General features: G+C 74.7%; 18 protein-coding genes and 2 pseudogenes. 4 read left to right on the top strand and 16 right to left on the bottom strand.

The window, feature by feature from the left end; translation table 11 throughout:
- Positions 1-34: 34 nt before the first annotated feature.
- A complete protein-coding gene (locus tag ABZ783_RS28365; protein WP_357443390.1) occupies positions 35-1,006 on the bottom strand; it encodes a DMT family transporter in 972 nt (323 codons plus the stop codon).
- Between the two features lie 90 nt (positions 1,007-1,096).
- Here ABZ783_RS28365 and ABZ783_RS28360 point away from each other — a divergent pair, with 90 nt between their 5' ends.
- Positions 1,097-1,423 (top strand): metalloregulator ArsR/SmtB family transcription factor, encoded by a 327-nt coding sequence (locus ABZ783_RS28360; protein ID WP_357443388.1) that lies wholly within the window; start codon positions 1,097-1,099, stop codon positions 1,421-1,423.
- A gap of 67 nt (positions 1,424-1,490) precedes the next feature.
- Here ABZ783_RS28360 and ABZ783_RS28355 read toward each other — a convergent pair.
- Together ABZ783_RS28355 and ABZ783_RS28350 are read right to left on the bottom strand one after the other, a co-directional pair.
- Positions 1,491-2,364: pseudogene (locus ABZ783_RS28355) on the bottom strand (ABC transporter permease subunit).
- 13 nt (positions 2,365-2,377) lie between these two features.
- Positions 2,378-5,248, bottom strand: coding sequence for an alpha/beta fold hydrolase (locus tag ABZ783_RS28350; RefSeq protein ID WP_357443386.1), 2,871 nt, complete (start codon positions 5,246-5,248; stop codon positions 2,378-2,380).
- Positions 5,249-5,614: 366 nt separating this feature from the next.
- Between ABZ783_RS28350 and ABZ783_RS28345 the strand changes: the two genes are divergently transcribed.
- The 3 genes from ABZ783_RS28345 (at position 5,615) to ABZ783_RS28335 (ending at position 8,964) form a co-directional block, all read left to right on the top strand.
- Positions 5,615-6,082: a roadblock/LC7 domain-containing protein gene (locus ABZ783_RS28345; RefSeq protein ID WP_357443384.1), complete on the top strand. Its 468-nt coding sequence runs from the start codon at positions 5,615-5,617 to the stop codon at positions 6,080-6,082.
- Between the two features lie 83 nt (positions 6,083-6,165).
- On the top strand, positions 6,166-6,636 hold the full coding sequence (locus ABZ783_RS28340; RefSeq protein WP_357443382.1) for a hypothetical protein: 471 nt from the start codon (positions 6,166-6,168) through the stop codon (positions 6,634-6,636).
- Between the two features lie 54 nt (positions 6,637-6,690).
- On the top strand, positions 6,691-8,964 hold the full coding sequence (locus ABZ783_RS28335) for an AAA family ATPase (protein ID WP_357443380.1): 2,274 nt from the start codon (positions 6,691-6,693) through the stop codon (positions 8,962-8,964).
- An 83-nt stretch (positions 8,965-9,047) separates the two neighbouring features.
- On the opposite strand, the gene ABZ783_RS28330 is transcribed toward ABZ783_RS28335, so the two are convergent.
- From ABZ783_RS28330 to ABZ783_RS28270, 13 genes and pseudogenes are all read right to left on the bottom strand, one after another.
- Entirely contained in the window at positions 9,048-9,440 is a 393-nt protein-coding gene (locus tag ABZ783_RS28330; RefSeq protein ID WP_357443378.1) for a gas vesicle protein K, read from the bottom strand.
- Positions 9,437-9,709 carry a gas vesicle protein gene (locus ABZ783_RS28325; RefSeq protein WP_357443376.1) on the bottom strand — a complete coding sequence of 91 codons (273 nt, stop codon included), beginning with the start codon at positions 9,707-9,709 and terminating at the stop codon, positions 9,437-9,439. Before ABZ783_RS28325 ends, ABZ783_RS28330 begins: the two co-directional genes overlap by 4 nt.
- Positions 9,706-10,533, bottom strand: coding sequence for a GvpL/GvpF family gas vesicle protein (locus ABZ783_RS28320; RefSeq protein ID WP_357443374.1), 828 nt, complete (start codon positions 10,531-10,533; stop codon positions 9,706-9,708). Before ABZ783_RS28320 ends, ABZ783_RS28325 begins: the two co-directional genes overlap by 4 nt.
- A complete protein-coding gene (locus ABZ783_RS28315) occupies positions 10,517-10,894 on the bottom strand; it encodes a gas vesicle protein (RefSeq protein ID WP_357443372.1) in 378 nt (125 codons plus the stop codon). The genes ABZ783_RS28320 and ABZ783_RS28315 overlap by 17 nt, the downstream gene beginning before the upstream one ends.
- Before the next feature lies 1 nt (position 10,895).
- The gene (locus ABZ783_RS28310; RefSeq protein WP_357443370.1) at positions 10,896-11,246 is read right to left on the bottom strand and encodes a gas vesicle protein; all 351 of its coding nucleotides are present in this window, start codon (positions 11,244-11,246) and stop codon (positions 10,896-10,898) included.
- Between the two features lies 1 nt (position 11,247).
- Positions 11,248-11,586 carry a gas vesicle protein GvpG gene (locus ABZ783_RS28305; RefSeq protein WP_357443368.1) on the bottom strand — a complete coding sequence of 113 codons (339 nt, stop codon included), beginning with the start codon at positions 11,584-11,586 and terminating at the stop codon, positions 11,248-11,250.
- Positions 11,587-11,589: 3 nt separating this feature from the next.
- A complete protein-coding gene (locus tag ABZ783_RS28300; protein ID WP_357443366.1) occupies positions 11,590-12,360 on the bottom strand; it encodes a GvpL/GvpF family gas vesicle protein in 771 nt (256 codons plus the stop codon).
- 202 nt (positions 12,361-12,562) lie between these two features.
- Positions 12,563-12,787 (bottom strand): annotated as a pseudogene (gvpJ, locus tag ABZ783_RS28295) (gas vesicle protein GvpJ); the annotation flags it as partial.
- Positions 12,784-13,932, bottom strand: coding sequence for an SRPBCC family protein (locus ABZ783_RS28290; RefSeq protein ID WP_357443364.1), 1,149 nt, complete (start codon positions 13,930-13,932; stop codon positions 12,784-12,786). The gene ABZ783_RS28290 and the pseudogene gvpJ, both read right to left, overlap by 4 nt.
- Before the next feature lie 2 nt (positions 13,933-13,934).
- Entirely contained in the window at positions 13,935-14,381 is a 447-nt protein-coding gene (locus ABZ783_RS28285; RefSeq protein WP_073837851.1) for a hypothetical protein, read from the bottom strand.
- 290 nt (positions 14,382-14,671) lie between these two features.
- Positions 14,672-15,181, bottom strand: a complete 510-nt coding sequence (locus ABZ783_RS28280) for a GNAT family N-acetyltransferase (protein WP_357443361.1) — start codon at positions 15,179-15,181, stop codon at positions 14,672-14,674.
- 150 nt (positions 15,182-15,331) lie between these two features.
- Complete coding sequence (locus ABZ783_RS28275) at positions 15,332-16,234, bottom strand: hypothetical protein (RefSeq protein WP_357443359.1); 903 nt, start codon at positions 16,232-16,234, stop codon at positions 15,332-15,334.
- Between the two features lie 193 nt (positions 16,235-16,427).
- Positions 16,428-16,865 carry a DUF3263 domain-containing protein gene (locus ABZ783_RS28270; RefSeq protein WP_357443357.1) on the bottom strand — a complete coding sequence of 146 codons (438 nt, stop codon included), beginning with the start codon at positions 16,863-16,865 and terminating at the stop codon, positions 16,428-16,430.

Raw genomic sequence — 16,865 nt, 5'->3', positions numbered from 1 at the left:
GGGTTCCCATTTTGTGAGCTACCGGCGCGCTGGATCAGCGGGCGAGGACGGCGGCGGGGTCGACGACGGCCTGGCGGTCGGTCACGGCGGAGACCGGCGTGGCCGGGGCGGGAGTCGCGGCGCGGGTACGGGTGGCGAGGTTGGCGGCGATCAGGGCGGCGATGGTCAGGCCCGCGCCGGCCAGCTCCACGGCGCCGAGCCGGTAGCCGCGGAGGGTCTGCACCGCGAACGTGGTCACCGGGACCAGGTTCATGAACAGCGCGGCGTCGGCGGCGCCGAGCCGGCGCACCCCGGTGTTCCAGGCGAGCACCGCGAGGACGGCGGCGACCACCACGGCGTACGCGAGCTGCGGGGCGACCGCGACGAGGTCGGCGGCGGCCGGTGCGTGCTGGAGCCCGGTGAGGTCGGCGGCGGCGCTGGCGGCCAGCATGGCGAGCGTGCCGGCGACGGCGGTCAGGGTGGTGTAGCGCAGCGCGGAGTACTCGGGGAACCGGCCGGCGCCGTGGGTGTAGATCGCCCAGGCGAGCACCGCACCGATCATGAGCAACCCGCCGACGCCGAACTGGCCGAGCCCGTCGAGCCGGCCGCGGGTGATCACCAGACCGACGCCGACCAGGGCGACCAGCGAGAGGCCGAGCAGCGCCGGCCGGGGGCGTACGCCGTCCCGGGCCCAGCGGACGAGCTGGGTGACCAGGGGCGTGGTGGCGGCGAACAGGGCGATCTGCTGCGGGGCGGCGTGCCCGAGGGCGAGGTTGGTGAGCACGTTGAAGCCGGCGAAGCCGACCACGCCGAGCAGCAGCACCTCGGCCCCGCGCCGGCCCGCACGCAGCGCGGTCCACCCCTCCCGGATCAGCAGCAGGGCGACGAGCACGGCGGCGGCGAGGACGTACCGGGCGGCGGTCAGGTTGAGTGCGTCCACCCGGGTGAGCGCGCTGGCCAGGACGGGGAACATGACGCCCCAGCTGAGCACGGCGAAGAGCGGGAACGCGGCGTGACGAGAGCGCATGACAGCTCCAATGTTCGAGTATTGTCGAACCAGCATCGCCGACTCTAGGAGCTTGTTCGATGAAAGTCGAACATGGGTTACCCTGGTCACATGGAGCTGCACGAACCCGAACTGCGCGAGGTGCCGGTCACCGCCGTGCTGGCGGCCCTGGCCGACGACGTCCGGCTGCAGATCGTGCGCGCCCTCGCCGAGGGCGGCGAGTACGCCTGCGGCACCTTCGAGTTCGGCGTCTCCAAGGCGACCCGCAGCCACCACCTCAAGGTGCTGCGCGAGGCCGGCCTGACCCGGACCCGGGTCGCCGGCACCAGCCGCTACGTCCGGCTGCGGCGGGAGGAACTGGACCGCCTCTACCCGGGCCTGCTCGACGCGGTCCTCACCGCCCCGGCCCGCTCTGGGTCTGGGTCTGGGTCTGGGTGAACCAGCGCCAGGCCGCCGACGTGGCGGTGTCCGGACGACCGGATACCGCCACGTCGCCGAAGTGGAGTCAGCTTGTGACGTCCTTGCGGGTGAACCGCCAGAAGGCCAGGCTCCAGAAGATCGTGGCGTAGACGATCGCCGAGATGGCACCGCGTACCACGTCGTCGGTCTGCACCGGCGTGGAGAGCAGGCCCAGCCAGGCGCTGCTGTAGTGGGTCGGCAGCAGGGCACGCAGGCCGCCCAACGCGGTGATCTGGTCCAGGATGCTGGAGAGGATCCAGAGCAGCACCGCCCCGCCGACCGCGCCGAGCGCGGCGTCCGTGCTCACCGAGAGCAGGAACGCCAGCCCGGCCACCACCAGCAGGACGACCGCCAGGTAGCCGAGGATCGCGAGCAGGCGGACCAGCCCGTCCGCCGGGGCCAGCTCGGCGGCGACCTGGCTGCGCAGCGGGGACCAGCCGTACCGCAGGGTGCCGGCGAGCAGCGCGGTGGTGGCGAGCAGCAGCAGGGCCAGCCCCGAGTACGCGAGCGCGACCAGCAGCTTCACCGTGAGCAGCCGGGCGCGGGGCACCGGGACGGCCAGCAGGTAGCGCAGGCTGCCCCAGCTCGCCTCGCTGGCCACCGTGTCCCCGCAGAACAGGGCCACCACCACGACCAGGAGGAACGACGCCGAGACCAGGATCGTGAACAGGGTGAAGTTCAGCCCGCCGGAGGTGGCCAGGTCGGCCAGGCTGGAGAACTCCCCCCGGCCGCCACGGTCGTCCTCACCCGAGTTGAACTGGAACGCGACCAGGATGATCAACGGCAGCAGCACCATGAACCCCAGCGCGAGCTGGGTACGCCGCCGGGACGCCTGCCGGCGGAACTCGGCCAGGAACGGCAGGGTCGCCGACGGCCGGTAGCCCGGCGCGGCCCCGCGGCGCTCCACCGTGGCCACGGATGACGACTGTCCCATCACCGGTCCCCGCTTCCCCGAGAGTTCTCGCCGACCAGGGCGAGGAACGCGTCCTCCAGGCGACGTCGGGGCACCACCCGGTCCACCCCGATGCCGGCCCGGACCAGCTCGGCCACCACCTCGCTGCGGGCCGTGCCGTTCGTGTCCACCACCAGCCCACCGTCGCCGTCGGGCAGCACCCGTACGCCGTGCAGCCGCCTCAGCACGCCGCGTGCCGCGTCCGGGTCGCTGACCTCGAACAGCACGCTCGGCGACTCGCCGACGATCTCCTCGACCGGCCCGGAGGCGACGATCCGCCCCTTGTTCACCACCACCGCGTGGGTGCAGGTCTGCTCCACCTCGGCCAGCAGGTGGCTGGAGACCAGCACGGCCCGGCCGTCGCTGGCGTAGCGCTGGAGCACCCGGCGCATCTCGGCGATCTGCGGCGGGTCGAGGCCGTCCGTCGGCTCGTCGAGCACCAGCAGCTCGGGCAGGCCCAGCATGGCCTGGGCGATGGCCAACCGCTGCCGCATGCCGTGGCTGTACTTCCGGGTCTTGCGGTGCACCGAATCGCCCAACCCGGCGATCTCCAGCGCCTCGTCGAAGTGCGCGTCCGCCCAGGGCCGCCCGGTCGCCCGCCAGTACGCCTTCAGGTTCTCCAGGCCGGACAGGTGCGGCAGGAAGCCCGGCCCCTCGACCAGCGCCCCGATCCGGGAGAGCACCGGCGAGCCGGGCACCAGCCGGTGACCGAAGACGTAGATCTCGCCTGCGGTGGGCTGGGTCAGCCCCATCAGCACCCGCAGGGTGGTGGTCTTGCCGGCACCGTTCGGGCCGAGCAGGCCGACCACCTGACCGGGGTGCACATCGAAGTCCACGTTGGAGACGGCGACGAAGCCGTCCGCGTACTCCTTGCGGAGCTGGCGGACGGCGAGCGGGACGCCCGCGTACGCCGGGTGGATCGAGCTGTCCTGGCGGCGGTGCCGGCGCCGGGCCACCAGGACGACCACGGCGAGCCCGACCGCGATCGCGGCGAGCAGGCCGACCAGCACCCAGCGCCAGATCGTGGCCGTGGTGGGGATCGGCTGGGCGTCGACCGTGGGCAGCACCAGCGGGCCGCCGCCGAGGGCGACGGTGTGCACCACCGGCTCGGCCGGGGTGGCGTACGCCTGGTCGGAGGTGGCCACGACGACCCGCAGCCGGTGCCCGGCCTCGATCCGGCGGACGATCGCCGGCAGGGTGACGGTCACCGGCTGCGCGGCGTCGAGCGCCCTCGGCAGGCCGGTCAGCCGGACCGGGGCGACCAGGCCGTCGGGGAGGGTGGCGGCGCCCTGCGGGTCGACGTCGTAGAGCTTGACGAAGAGCACCGCCTCGCCGGTGGGCGAGGCGGCCCTGATCTGCACGGTGGGCGCGCCGACCACGTCGACCGCGTCGGTCAGCGGGGCGGACTCGAACCGGACGTGCTGGCCGGGGATGTCGCCGGCCACCCCGTCCAGCAGCGAGCCGATCGCCCCGGCGAACGGCACCGAGGAGATCGCCGCCGGGTTGCCGTTGGGCGGGTTGGCGACCGACTGGGCGGGGCCGGCGAGCGTGATGTCCTGCCGGGTCTGCCCGGCCACGCCGGGGTAGTCGGTGGTGCGGTAGCCGGTGGCCACCAGGCCCCGGTCGAGCGCGTCGAAGCCGGCGATCCGGGAGAAGGTGAAGGACTCCCCCGGTGCCGCGCCCTCGCCCTTGACGTAGTGGTCGAGCCACTGCGCGGTCAGGAACTTCACCCGGTCCGAGTCGGAGGTCGGGCCCGTGCCGCCGTCGTGGCCGCCGGTGAACCAGGCGACCCGGACCGGGGTGCCGGCGGCGGCGATGCCGCGCGCGTTGGCGTCCGCCTCGGTGAGCGGGAAGAGGGTGTCCGCCTCCCCCTGCACGAGCAGGGTCGGCGCCTTGATCCGGTCGAGCACCCCGGCCGGGGAGGAGCGGCGCAGCAGGTCGACCGCCTGGGCGTCGGCCCGCCCGGTGGTGGCGATCCGCAGGTACGCGGCGCAGACGTCGGCGGCGAACCGGCCACAGGACGGGTCGGCGGCGCCGCCGGGGGCGCGCCCGGAGCCGGTACCGGGGCCGGCGCCGGGCTGCGGGCTGGGCGCGCCGGCCGACGCCGGGGCGCCCTCGGGCTGGCCGGCGGTGGTGCCGGAGAGGCCGGCCGGGCCGGAGCCGGCGTTGCCGCCGCCACCGAAGAACAGGCCGGCCCAGCCCTTCTTGAACACGCCCTCGGTGGGTGCCTTGCCGGTGCTCTCGGGCAGGAAGGCCCGGGACAGGTCGTTCCAGGTGATCATGGGAACGATCGCGTCGACCCGGCGGTCCTGCGCGGCCAGCAGCAGCGCCAGGCCGCCGCCGTACGAGCCGCCGACCACGCCGACCCGCGGGTCCCCGGCGGCGTCGAGCCGGATGTCCGGGCGGGCGGCGAGCCGGTCGAGCAGCCGCTGGGCGTCCCGCACCTCGTAGTCCGGGCTGTCCAGGTGGATCTCGCCGCCGCTGCGGCCGAAGCCCCGCGCGGTCCAGGTGAGCACCGCGTACCCCCGGTCGGCCAGGTCCTCCGCGTCGGAGCGGACCGACTCCTTGGTGCCGCCGAAGCCGTGCGCCAGCAGCACGGCCGGCACCCGGTGCCCGGCCGACGCATCCCCGGGCAGGTAGAGCGTGGTGTCCAGGTCGACCGGCTGGTCGCCGGCCGGTCCGGAGCGGACGGTCACCAGCGCCGACTCGGTCCGGAAGCCGGGCCGCTGCGGCCGGGCCGCCCAGGTCACCGCGACGGCGACCAGGCCGACCACCACCACCGCGGCGACGACCCGGCGACGGCGGGTGGCCAGGGCACGCCGGATCCGCGCGGCGGTGAGCGGTGATCTCATGCGGCACACGGTACGGCCCGGACGCTGAGCGTTCCCTGAGATCCGCCGTACGTTCGTCCGGCTGCGCCGTTCGGTGCGCGAGATCCGTCGACCGTGGTCCGGCCAGGCCGGCTGAGCGGGACGAATTCGGATCGCGGGAAATCACATCTACGCTCGCAAACCGCCGCCGATCCCGCCATCCTGGCGACTACCCGGGGACGCAGCGTGCCCGACCGGTCGACGACCCGTCACCCACTCGGAAGTGACACCAAGCCGACTCCGCGACGGCGATCACACCGGGCCGGCCTGGGCTACGTTCCGGTCCGAAATCGCCCGTGTTCTGCGCGAAGTCAGTCCGGACCGCCGCTACGAAGAGGACTCATCACGGTGACCAGCCCCGCTGCGCACGGCAACGTCGACCGACCGAACCCCGCCGGGGGCCGCCGGCCCGAGGTCTGCACCTTCAACTGGTTGCTCGACTCGTTCACCTCCAGCACCACCGGGGTACTGGAGGCCGTCGCGGTCTCCGCCGACGGCGTGCTGCTGGCGGCGTCCGCCAGCAAGGACCGGTCCACCGCGGAGCGGCTCGCCGCCGTGCTCTCCGGCCTGACCGGCCTCGCCGGGCGCGCCGCGAACTGGTACGCCCTGGGCGGCCTCAACCGGGTGGTCGTGGACCTGGCCGAGGGCTATCTGCTGATCGGCCCGATCAGCAGTGGTGCCCTGCTCGGCGTGGTCGCCGACCGCTCGGCCAACCTGGGCACCGTGGCGTACGAGATGCGGCTGTTCACCGACCGGGCCGGCGGGACGCTCAGCCCGCGATTGATCGCCGAGTTGAAGAACTCGGTACATCAGTGATGCTGGAGGTGGCCGGCGCGGAACCGGCTACCCGGATCCGCGGCTGCCTGCCCGACCCGTTCTCGACGAAAGGGGTGGACTCGATGAGGGGTGATCTGGACGAGACACTGGCCCGGCTGGCGCGCCGTGAGGAGGCGTTGCGCCGCCGGGGAACCGGCGACGAGGCCGACCGGGACGAGGTGTCGCCGGCGGTGGCGCGGCGGGACGGGCACGGCGCGTACCGGCTGCGCGGCGGGGCCCGGCCCGAACAGGTGGACCCGATCGAGGAGGTGGCCGAGGCGGTACGCCAGGTGGTGGCGGAGCACCCCGGGCTGGCGGTCACCCTGCGGGTGGAGCACGGCGGGCGGGCGTACCCGCTGCGGGTCGCCTGGACGGGCCGGGAGGTGACGGTCGGCCCCGTGCCCGCGCCGCCCCCGCCCCCGCCGGCCTGGCCGATGCCGCCGACCCCCGTGCCGGCCCCCGGCCACGACCGGGAGGGTCCGGACCCGGCGGCCCGGCTGGCCGAGATGGTCCGGCGCGATCCCTCGCTGCTGGAGGATCCGGGCCAGCGCTGACCGGGCGGGACGCGCCGCGGGCACCAGGTGGTGCCGGCGGCTACTGTCGGGCGGGTGGCGGAACCCGAGCTGACCCTGACCGCGAGCCTGCGCCCGGCGGCGCTGGACGCCCGGCGCGGCGTCGTCCGCCTGCACCCCGAGGTGCTGACCGCGCTGGCGTTACGCCCCGGCGACCCGGTACGCCTGACCGGCCGGCGGGCGACCGCCGGCATCGCGGCCGCGGCCGAACCGACCGCAAGCACCGCCCTGCTCTACGCCGACGACCTGCTGCTCGGCAACCTCGGCCTGCGGGACGGCGGGCAGGTGACGGTGGGCCCGCTGCCGGTGGTCCCCGCCCGCCGGGTGACCCTGTCCGGGCCGGTCGCGGTCGTGGCCGCGGTCTCCCCGGAGATGCTCCGCCTCGCCCTGCTCGGCAAGGTCGTCACCGCCGGGGACGACGTCTCGCTGCTGCCCCAGGACGTGCTGCCCGACGCCGCGGTCCGCGGCCTGGTCGAGGCCGCCCGGCGCAGCCTCGCCAACACCGTCGGGTACGCCTGGACCAGCACCCTGCTCACCGTGGTCACGGCGGAACCGGGGGCCGGCGCACTGGTCACCATGGACACGGTGGTCGGCTGGGAGCACGGCGCGGCCACCCACGGCCCCGGCGCGGCCGGCCCGTACCCGAACGGCCGGCCGGCCGGCGGCCGACCCCCGGTCAACCGACCAGCCGGCGCCGGGAGCGAATGGGCCGCACCGGCCCCCGAGCCCGAGCTCGCTGAGCCGGCCGAGGCGCCGGACGTCGACGAGCTGCCCGGGCTGCGGGCCCAGGCCGAGGAGCTGACCGAGCTGCTCGACCTGGGCTTCCACCACCGCGAGGTGCTGCGGCGGCTGGGCACCACCGTCTCGCTGGGCGTGCTGGTCAGCGGACCGGCCGGCTCGGGCAAGTCGGCGCTGGTCCGCGCGGTCGCCGCCCGGGTACGCGCCCGGGTCTGCCCGCTCTGGGCGCCGGAGCTGGCCGCGCTGAGCAACGACGCGGCCGCCCGCCGGCTGCGCGAGGCCGCCGCGGCGGTACGCGCCGACAAAGCGGCTGTGCTGCTGGTCACCGACGTGGAGGCGATCGCCCCGGCGGACGAGCCCGGCCCGGTGGCCACGGTGTTCCGGCAGGTCGTCGCCGAGGCGGTCGGATCCGGGGCGGCGGTGGTCTGCACCACGAGCCGGCCGGAGGCGGTGGACCCCGCCCTGCGCGCCCCGGACCTGCTCTCGTTACGGATCACCGTGCCCCTGCCGGACCAGCCGCTGCGCCGGGAACAGTTGACCGTGCTCACCCGGCAGGTGCCGCTCGCCGAGGACGTCCGGCTCGACGAGGTAGCCGCCCGTACGCCCGGGTTCGTCGCCGCCGACCTGGCCGCACTGGTCCGCGAGGCCGGCGTACGGGCCGCCCTGCGACAGAAGGCGGCCGAGACGCCGACCGTGGCGATGGCCGACTTCACCGCCGCGCTGGAGGTGGTCCGCCCCACCACGATGGCCGCGTCCACCCTGGAACTGGCCTCGGTGACCCTGGACGACGTCGGGGGCCTGCACGAGGTCAAGGAGACGCTGACCGAGTCGGTGCTCTGGCCGCTGACCTACCCGGACACCTTCGCCCGGCTGGGCGTGACGCCGCCACGCGGGGTGCTGCTCTACGGGCCGCCCGGCTGCGGCAAGACCTACCTGGTCACCGCGCTGGCCGGCTCGGGGCGGGCCAACGTGCTGTCGGTGAAGGGCGCGGAGCTGCTCTCCAAGTGGGTGGGCGAGAGCGAACGCGCGGTCCGGGAACTGTTCCGCCGGGCCCGCGAGGCCGCACCCACGCTGGTCTTCCTGGACGAGGTGGACGCACTCGCCCCGGTCCGGGGCCAGGCCACCGACGGCGGCACCACCGACCGGGTGGTGGCCGCCCTGCTCACCGAACTGGACGGGGTGGAGGCGCTGCGCAACGTGGTGGTGGTCGGCGCGACCAACCGGCCGGACCGGGTCGACCCCGCGCTGCTGCGCCCCGGCCGGCTGGAACGCCTGGTGTACGTGCCGCCGCCGGACGGCCCGGCCCGGGCGGAGATCCTCCGCGCGGCTTCCCGGAACGTGCCGCTCGCCCCGGACGTCGACCTGGCCGCGCTCGGCGCCGAGCTGGACGGCTTCTCGGCGGCCGACTGCGCGGCGCTGGTCCGCGAGGCGGCGCTCGCCGCGATGCGCGAGTCCCTGTCCGCCGCCACCGTCACGCGGGCCCACGTCGCAACGGCCCGCACCCGCATCCGCCCCTCCCTCGACCCCACCCAACTAGCCGCCCTGACCGCCTACGCCGCCACCCACCAGTGACGCGTCGATCATGAGGTTGGCGGCAGTCACGGAGATCCACAACGTCGCCAACCTCATGATCGACGGAGTGGAGGGGGGTGCGGTCAGTCGGTGGGGAGGAGAGGGCCTAGGGGGCCGAGGTCCAGGTTGAGGTCTTCGGGGGAGAGGCCGAAGTGCTCGCGGAGGTGGATCATCTGCTCCTCCAGGGCCATCAGCGTGGTGCCGATGCGTTCGACCTGCTCCTCGGTGAGGTCGCCCAGGTCGACCCGGCGCAGCGCCTGCCGTTCCATGAGCTGCCGCAGGAGCTCGATGATGGTGAGCACCAGGCTGGCCAGCCCGCGCTCGACGGAGTCCTGGTCGACGGCGAGCCGGCGGTCCAGCGGCCGGACCCTGGGCGCCTGCCACTGCGGCTCCCCCAGCGCCGCCGCCAGCTCGGCCGCCTCGTCCCGGCCGGTCACCGCCGCACCGCCGTCGGTCGCGTCGTCCCGGCCGGTCACCGCTCGACCTCCCCGAGCTCGGGCGGGGCGAGCGCGTGCCCTAACTCGGGCGGAGCGAGCGCGCCCCCGACCTCGGGCGGGGCGAGCGCGCCGACCGAGGCGATCAGCGCGCGCAGCGAGATCCGGACCAGGTCGACGTCGGCGATGGCGAGCGTAATGTCCCCGGTGATCACCACGCCGGTGGCGAGCACCCGGTCGAGCAGGTCGACCAGGGCCACCGGCCGGTAGGTCAGCGGGTCGTCGGCGCTGCTGGGAACGAGTGAGGTCACGCCCATGCCGCCCCCCCGACCGGTTGCGGCTCCGTCCCCGATTCCGCCACGAAGGAGTACGGCGGCCAGGGGCCGGTCAGCTCCAGCCGGATCTCCGGGTGCCGGTCCGCCAGTGCGCCGATCAGCGCGGAGAAGGCGGCCAGCCCGTCCCGGTCGATCAGGTACGCGCCGTTGAGCACCATGGCCGTGGCCGCGCCGGAGAGCCGCCGGTCCTGCGGGGCGTGCCGGCGGGCGGCCACCGCGTACCCGGCGAGTGCGGTGTGCACGGTGGCTGCCGCCTCGGCGGCCACCCGCCGCCCCTCCTCGCGGGCGCTGAGCTGGGCCTTGCGCCGCCGCAGGTACGCCGCCCCGGCCCCGCCCCCGCCCACCGGTTCCTCGGCGCGCGGCGTCGCCCCGGGCACCACGTACCCCTTGACGCCCCACTCCTCGCGGCCGGTGAGCCGGGCCAGCGTGCTGGTCAGCTCGTCGCGCCGCTCGACCAGCGCCCGGGCCGCCCGCTGGTCGTCGTGGTAAACGGTGGCCAGCCGGGCCGGCACCACCGCACCGGCCCGGGACAGCGCGTCGACCACTGCGTGATGGCTGCGGGCGGCCCGTTCCAGCCAGGCCAGGTCCTCCAGGTTGCGGCGCAGCGCCTCCTCGCCGTATTCGGCCAGCGGGGCGTCGCTCACCACGGCGAGCAGACCGGCCGCGGCCAGGGTCCGCACCGGCGTGCCGGCGATCCCGGTGAGCCCCGCCAGCGTGGCCGGGTCGGCCTCGGCCACCACGCCGTGCAGCCAGACTCCGGTGTGCCGCGCGGCGGCAGCCGGGTCAGCCGTCGTACTCATCCCACTCCTCCCTCGCGGCCCGCTCGGACCGGCCGGCGACCCGCGGCCGCCGGGCCGCCTCGACCTCCTCCGGGTCCCGCGGGCCCGGCTCGACCGGCGGACGGGCCCGGGAGCTGAGCCACGGGTCGTGCTCCCACCAGTCGATGCCGATCTGCCGGGCCGTGTCCACGGAGGCGATGACCAGCCGCAGCTTGAGCGTCAGCAGCTCGATGTCGAGCAGGCTGACCCGGATGTCACCGGCGATGACGATGCCCCGGTCGAGGACCCGTTCGAGGATGTCCCCGAGGTTCGCCGGTTCGTGCCCGGCCGGCAGCACCTGACCGGAGTTCTGCACCACCGCGGGAGTCCGCCCAACCGTCATCTCAGTCCCCCTTGCCCCGCTGATAGCGGCGCGTCCGCCGGTAGGCGAGCAGGCTGCCGGCCAGGTCCAGCTCGACCTGGTAGAGGCCGAGCAGGTCGGTCGAGGCCGGGATGCGGTGGTCCTCGACCACCTCCACCCCGATCAGCCAGCCGTCGTCGGTGGGCTCGATCGAGGTGATCCCGAGCGGGTCCCGGCCGGTCAGTCCGACGATCTGGCGCAGCCCTTCCCGGGCCGCCTCGGCGGCCGAGATCTCCTCGTACTCCTCCTCGTCCGCGTACCGGCCGGCGTCGCGGTCGTCCGGTTCGCGCCGGCGTTCGCGGTCGCCGTCGCCGCGGATCCGTCCTGCTGTCATGTCAGCTCCCTCGCCCGCCGTGCTCGCCCCGCCGGCCGCCGGTCCGCCGCCGGACGGGCGACCGGCGTCGGCCGGCGGTGGCGGCCCTCCGGGGCGGGGTACGACCCGGGTCGCCGGTTGGCGTGGTCAGCCGCTCCAGCACCCGCTGCTGGGCCAGGTCCCGCGCCTGCGGGGTGATCTCGCCGGCCGCCGCGGCCCGGTCCAGCTCCTCCAGCTCCCGCCGGATGTTGACCGGGTTGTACTGCTGCGACTCCGCCTCCCGGGCGATCACCTTGACCACCGCGGTGACCCCGCGCACCGGGGCGTACGGCAGGGTGAGCAGCCCCCAGAGGATGTCCACGGCTCACTCCACCAACTGGTGCGCGCTGACGAAGTCGTACGGCGCGAGGGGGCCGAGCAGCCGCATCCGGATCAGCTCCCGCCGCCGGTCGGCGAAGTCCTCCACCGCCCCGATGAACGCGTCCTCGTCGTCCACCGCGACCAGGAAGGCGACGTTCACCGCGTCCAGCTCGTGGCTGGGCGGGCGGGCGGCGTTCGCCGTCGCGTACCGGTCCACCGCGTCGATCAGGTCGCGGTTCTCCGCCTCCCGCCGCAGCTCGACGGCTTGGGCGATCAGCTCGCCGAGCCGGATCCGCTCATCCCGGCACTCCACCTCGGACCGGCCGCGCACCTGGTCGGCGAGCGCGGCGGCGGGCGGGTTCTGCGCCAGCAGTCCGCGGATGAACTCCTCCTCGTCGAAGCGCCCCTGCACGGTGTACTGGACGTGGTCCGCCAGCTCCGCCAGCGCGCCGGCGAACCGGTCGTGGTGCGCGTCCAGCAGGTCGTCGACCGCGTCCTCGCCGGTGACCACCGTGCCGAACCGGACCGGCAGCACCGGCGCGATCGCCGCGGTCGAGTCCAGCAGCCGCTGGTACGCGGTCAGGTCGGCCGGCCGGCCGATCGGCTCCTCCAGCCGGACCTCGCTGACCAGCAGGGCGAGGTCACCCTGCCGAATCGCGGTCACCTCGGCCGGTGGGTCACCGACCCCCTCCGCATCAGGGGTCGGCTCCACGTCGGACGGCACGATGCCGTAGAGGAACAGTCCGGTCCCGCCGGTCTTCCGCTCGTCGGTCATGTCAACGCTCCTCGTCCCGGCGCCGGCGCGGTCGCTCGCGGTCGGAGTCGCCGTCACCCAGCGAGTCCACCACCGCACCGCTGATCTCCTTTGCCGCCTTGCTCAGGCCGGACACCGCCTTGCCCTTGGTCGCCGCCCCGGCCGCGTCCCCCACCATGTCGGGCAGGCCCTTCGCGCCCTTGGGGGTGATGCTCAGCCGGTCCACCGCCTCGGCGAAGCGCAGGTACGTCTCCACGCTGGCGATCACGATCCGGGCGTTGATCTCCACCAGCTGGATGCCGACGATGGCGACCGACACCTGGGCGTCGATCACCACACCCTTGTCCAGCACTGTCTCCACGACGTCGGCGAGGGTGCCTCCGCCGGCACCGCTGCTGCGCTCCAGGGCGGTACCTGGCTGACTTCCGGTTGCCGTCGCCACCGTCATTCCTCACGCTCCTCTCGCCGGCGGCGTACCACCGGCCGTCGGGGGGATTCGGGGGTACGCCGGGCCGGTCGGGACCGCTGCGGCTCGGGGCGCGGCTCCCGCTCCCCGCGGGGCTGCGGGCGGCGGGCCCGCTCAGGCTGCCGGCGCCGCGACTGCTCCGCCGGCTCCTCGGCGTACTCGTCCTCGTCGTAGTCGTCGCCCTCGTCGTAGGCGTCGTACTCCTCCTCCTGCTCGGGGGGAACCCGACGCTGCGGGGTACGACCGCGGCCGCGCTCGGCGGGCCGCTGTTCCGCGTGTTCCTCCTCGCGGCCCACCCGGGCCTGCTGCTCCTCGCGGAGGGCGGTCTCGTGGTCCTTGACGACCCGGGAGTCCTCGATCTCACCGCGCCAGCCCTCGACCGCGTCGGGGTCGAGCACGGTCCGGGTCATCACGTGCCGGACGAAGTGCTTCAGCTCCAGCCGCACCCGGCGGCCCTGAGCGCGCCAGAGGTTGCCGGTGCGCTCGAAGAGGCCCTGCGGGTGGTACTCCAGGACGACCAGGATCCGGGTGAGTTCGGGGCCGACCTCGTGGAAGCTGACCGTCCCGTCGACGTAGCCCTTCTCGCCCTTGGACCGCCAGTGGATGAGCCGGTCGGGGATCTGCCGGAGGATGGTCGACTCCCAGGTCCGGTGCGACCAGAAGACCTGCGCCTTCCAGGTCATCTTCTCGTCCGACTCGCAGTCGGCCCGCGCCACCTTCTTCATGAAGCTCGGGAAGTCGCCGAAGGTCGTCCACTGGTTGTACGCCACCCGGACCGGCACGCCGACCTCGATCGTCTCCACGATGTTGGTGACCTTGACCTTCTTGCCGCCCTTGCCGCCGCCACCGCCGACCGCCGACATCAACTTCTCCTTACCGCCGGCCAGGCCGGCGTGGAACATGGCCTTCAGCGGCGAGTGGCCCTCGGCGAGCTTCTGCACCCCGGTGGCGGCGGCGATCAGGCCGGGGCCGCCGCCCTGCCGGGCGTAGTCGCTGAGCCGGCCGGTGGCGGCGGTGATCCGCTCGGTGACCACCTGCACGGCCCGCTCGCCGATCGCCGCGGCGAGGTCGCGCAGGTCTTCACCGAGCTGGTCCCGTGCCTTGTCGGCAACGTTGCTGGTCGCCATGCTCACCGCCTCCGCCGCCGGGCGCCGGTCTCGGCGCGGTCCTCGTCGTCCCACGTCTCGGGCTGCTCGTCGAGTTCCTGCTCCTCGTCCGGGGCCGAGCGCTCGCCGGTCGCCGCCTCCTCGTCCTGCCGGTCGCCGCCGGACCGGCGGCGCAACGCGTCGGCGCTGCCGCGCAGCTTGCCGCTCAACGCGTCGATGCCGCTGCCGGCGGCGGCGGTCGCCGCGGCCCGGCCGGCCGTGGCGAGCGGTCCGCCCAGCTTGCTGAGGTTGCTCAACTGGGGCGAGGAGTTCACCAGGTCGCTGCCGTACCTCAGCAGGCCACCGGGGTCCTTGCTGGCCCGCCCGACGGCCACCGCGGCGGCCAGGGTGAGGGCGGTACGCAGCTTCCGGCGGCGGCCGAGGAGGTAGCCGAAACCCACCGCCAGCGCTACCCGTGCTCCGCTCTTCATACGTTCTCCTTCGCTCCCCGGCGGACGCGGACACCGTTTGTGTGGAGCAGGCCGGAAAACAGCTACCGGGGACCAGCGGAATTGGGCCTGCGACCGGGTGTCCCGTATCAGCGGACCCGGCGGGCAGTACCCGGGACCCCATCCGCAAAACGTCTCCACGCAATTCGCGAGACGTGCGTCACCGGTCGACCGGACAGCCGGGCAGAGCCCGGCACTGGCCGGGCAAACCGGACAGACGGGCCGCTGTGAACAGGGAGAAGGTGATATCGCGCAGAACGGAGAGGAAAGGCTCAGCTGGCGGGAAGTGCGGAATCGAGGCACATTTCCGCGTACAACTTACCGTCTTTCTCGCGCAATTCCGCGCCACATTTCTTCAGCACGGATACGGCACCGTGATTGTCCGGGGTCGTCTCCGCGACCACGGTACGCATGCCGGCCGCCGCGGCGGCGTTCAGCAATTCCCGCAGGGCTGCCGCACCCAAACCCTGACCCCGGGCCGAGCGCCCCAGCCACATCCCGGTCTCCACCGTGCCGGGGTCGTCACGGCGGGCCATCCGCACCATGCCGACCACCTCGCCGCCGGCCACGATCGCGAACATCAGGGTGCGGGTGGGGCCGTCCAGGCCGCCGAAGCTGGCCCGGTGGAACTCCCGGAACGCGTCCCGACGGGCCAGCGACCAGCCGGCCGGGGCCTCCACCGGGGGCATGACGTCCTCCGGTTCCGCCTCGGCGGCTGCTACGGAGAGCAACGGCTCCAGGTTTCCCTCGTTCACCGGCTCCAGTCGTACGGCACGCGTCACGAGCCGCAGTCTGCCGGTCGTACCGGCCCAAGTCCACCCCTTTGACCCCGGACTGGCGGTCCGGCGGAGGGTACCGGCCGGTCGTACCCCCTCGGTGTTCCGCATCACGCTCCGTTGTCGGCCGACCGGACCTTCTTCAGTCCGCCGGCTTCAGTCCGCCGCGCCGAACTCGCAGAACACCACCGAAGCGTCATCGGTCCGCTTGTGCCGGCGCAGCCGGTCCGGATGGTCCCGCTCGGCCGCCCGTACCCGGCCGATCAACCCCTCCGGCCCCTCCGCGGCGGTCACCTCGAGCAGGCCGGCCCAGTCGAAGAGGCCGAACTGCTCGACCGCGCAGGATGCGCCGTCGCTGAGCAGGGCCGCGCGCCGCACCGCCCCCGGCCCGCGCAGCGGCAGCGTCCCGGTCACCGCGTGGTACGCCGCGTCCGGATTGGCGGCCGCGGCCCAGTAGCCGTGGGTCCGATTCATCCGAGCCCGCTGCACGGTCACCGACCGGCGGAACCGGGTCACCGGGTCGGCGTCCCCGTCGGGCAGCGCGGCGGCCGTGCCGCGCAGGTCCGCCAGCGCCGCGTCCAGCCGCTCGTCGGAGACCACGCTGACCTCGCCGCCGGCGTCCAGCACCAGCGGGCTGTCGCAGAGCACCAGGTAATCCACCTGGTCGCCGCCCTCCCGGAGCAGACAGACCGTGGACGACGGGGTGCCCGGGTGGTCGAGGTCGCACTCCCCGCTGTGGTCCGCCCGGACGGCCAGGATCGCCGCCGCGAGGCTGCTCATCAGCGTGGCCGCCGGCCGGGCCGCGATGGCCAGGCCGATCCGGGCGGCCAGGTGGCGGACGTACCAGGCCGGACCGTGCACGCAGCCGGTGTCGAAGCCCTCCGGCACGGTGGCCCCGTCGAGGACCCCGACCAGCGGCCCGAGCTGGAAGACGACGTCCTCGTTCTCCGCCCGGCCCGGTGCCGGATCGGAGGCGGACCGGACCCGCATCATCGGCGCCGTCCCGACCGGTCGCGCCGGCCGGCTCCCCGTCAGGTACCGGTGATCTGGTGCCCCCATCCGTCAGCTCCCTCCGTACGCCCCAGCTCCGCGCCGCTGACGTCGCCGTCGCCTCCCCGGCCTACCCGGAGCGGCGGACGCCATGCGGGCGCAGACCGGGACGGCATCCCGCAACGCACCCGATATGCCCAGGCACCCCACCACGGGCCGCTGCCAGCCGGCAAGCGGCGGCCCGCAAGGAGAAGCGGGCCGGTCAACGCCGCCGGTTGCGGCTCCGGGAAGAGCGCAACCGGCGCAGCCGGCCGATCAGCACCGGCTCGGCGGCCAGCGCGGCCGGGTGGTCGAGCAGCGCGTTGAGCAACTGGTAGTACCGGGTGGCGGAGAGCCCGAAGGTGTCCCGGATGGCCTGCTCCTTGGCACCGGCGTGCTTCCACCACTGCTGCTCGAAGGTGAGGATCCGCCGCTCCCGCTCGGTCAGACCGGCCGCGACGTCGGCCGGCTGGCCGTCGGCGGCCTCGTCCGGCGGGGCGGCGGCGGCCGACGGCGGGACGGCGGGCGGGGCCGGATCGGCCTCGACGGCCGGGGCGGAGCGGGGTGGGGGGACGGTGACGCCGGCCTCCCGGCGGGCGACGTCGGCGGGCCCGGACGGCTCGGGCCGGTCGGTGGCGGCCGCGGAGGCGTCGGCGGGCAT

This window comes from Micromonospora sp. NPDC047738 (genome assembly GCF_040642675.1).
Classification (GTDB): Bacteria; Actinomycetota; Actinomycetes; order Mycobacteriales; family Micromonosporaceae; genus Micromonospora.
Note: the sequence above shows the minus strand (reverse complement) of the source record. Positions and strands in the feature narration are given on the sequence as shown.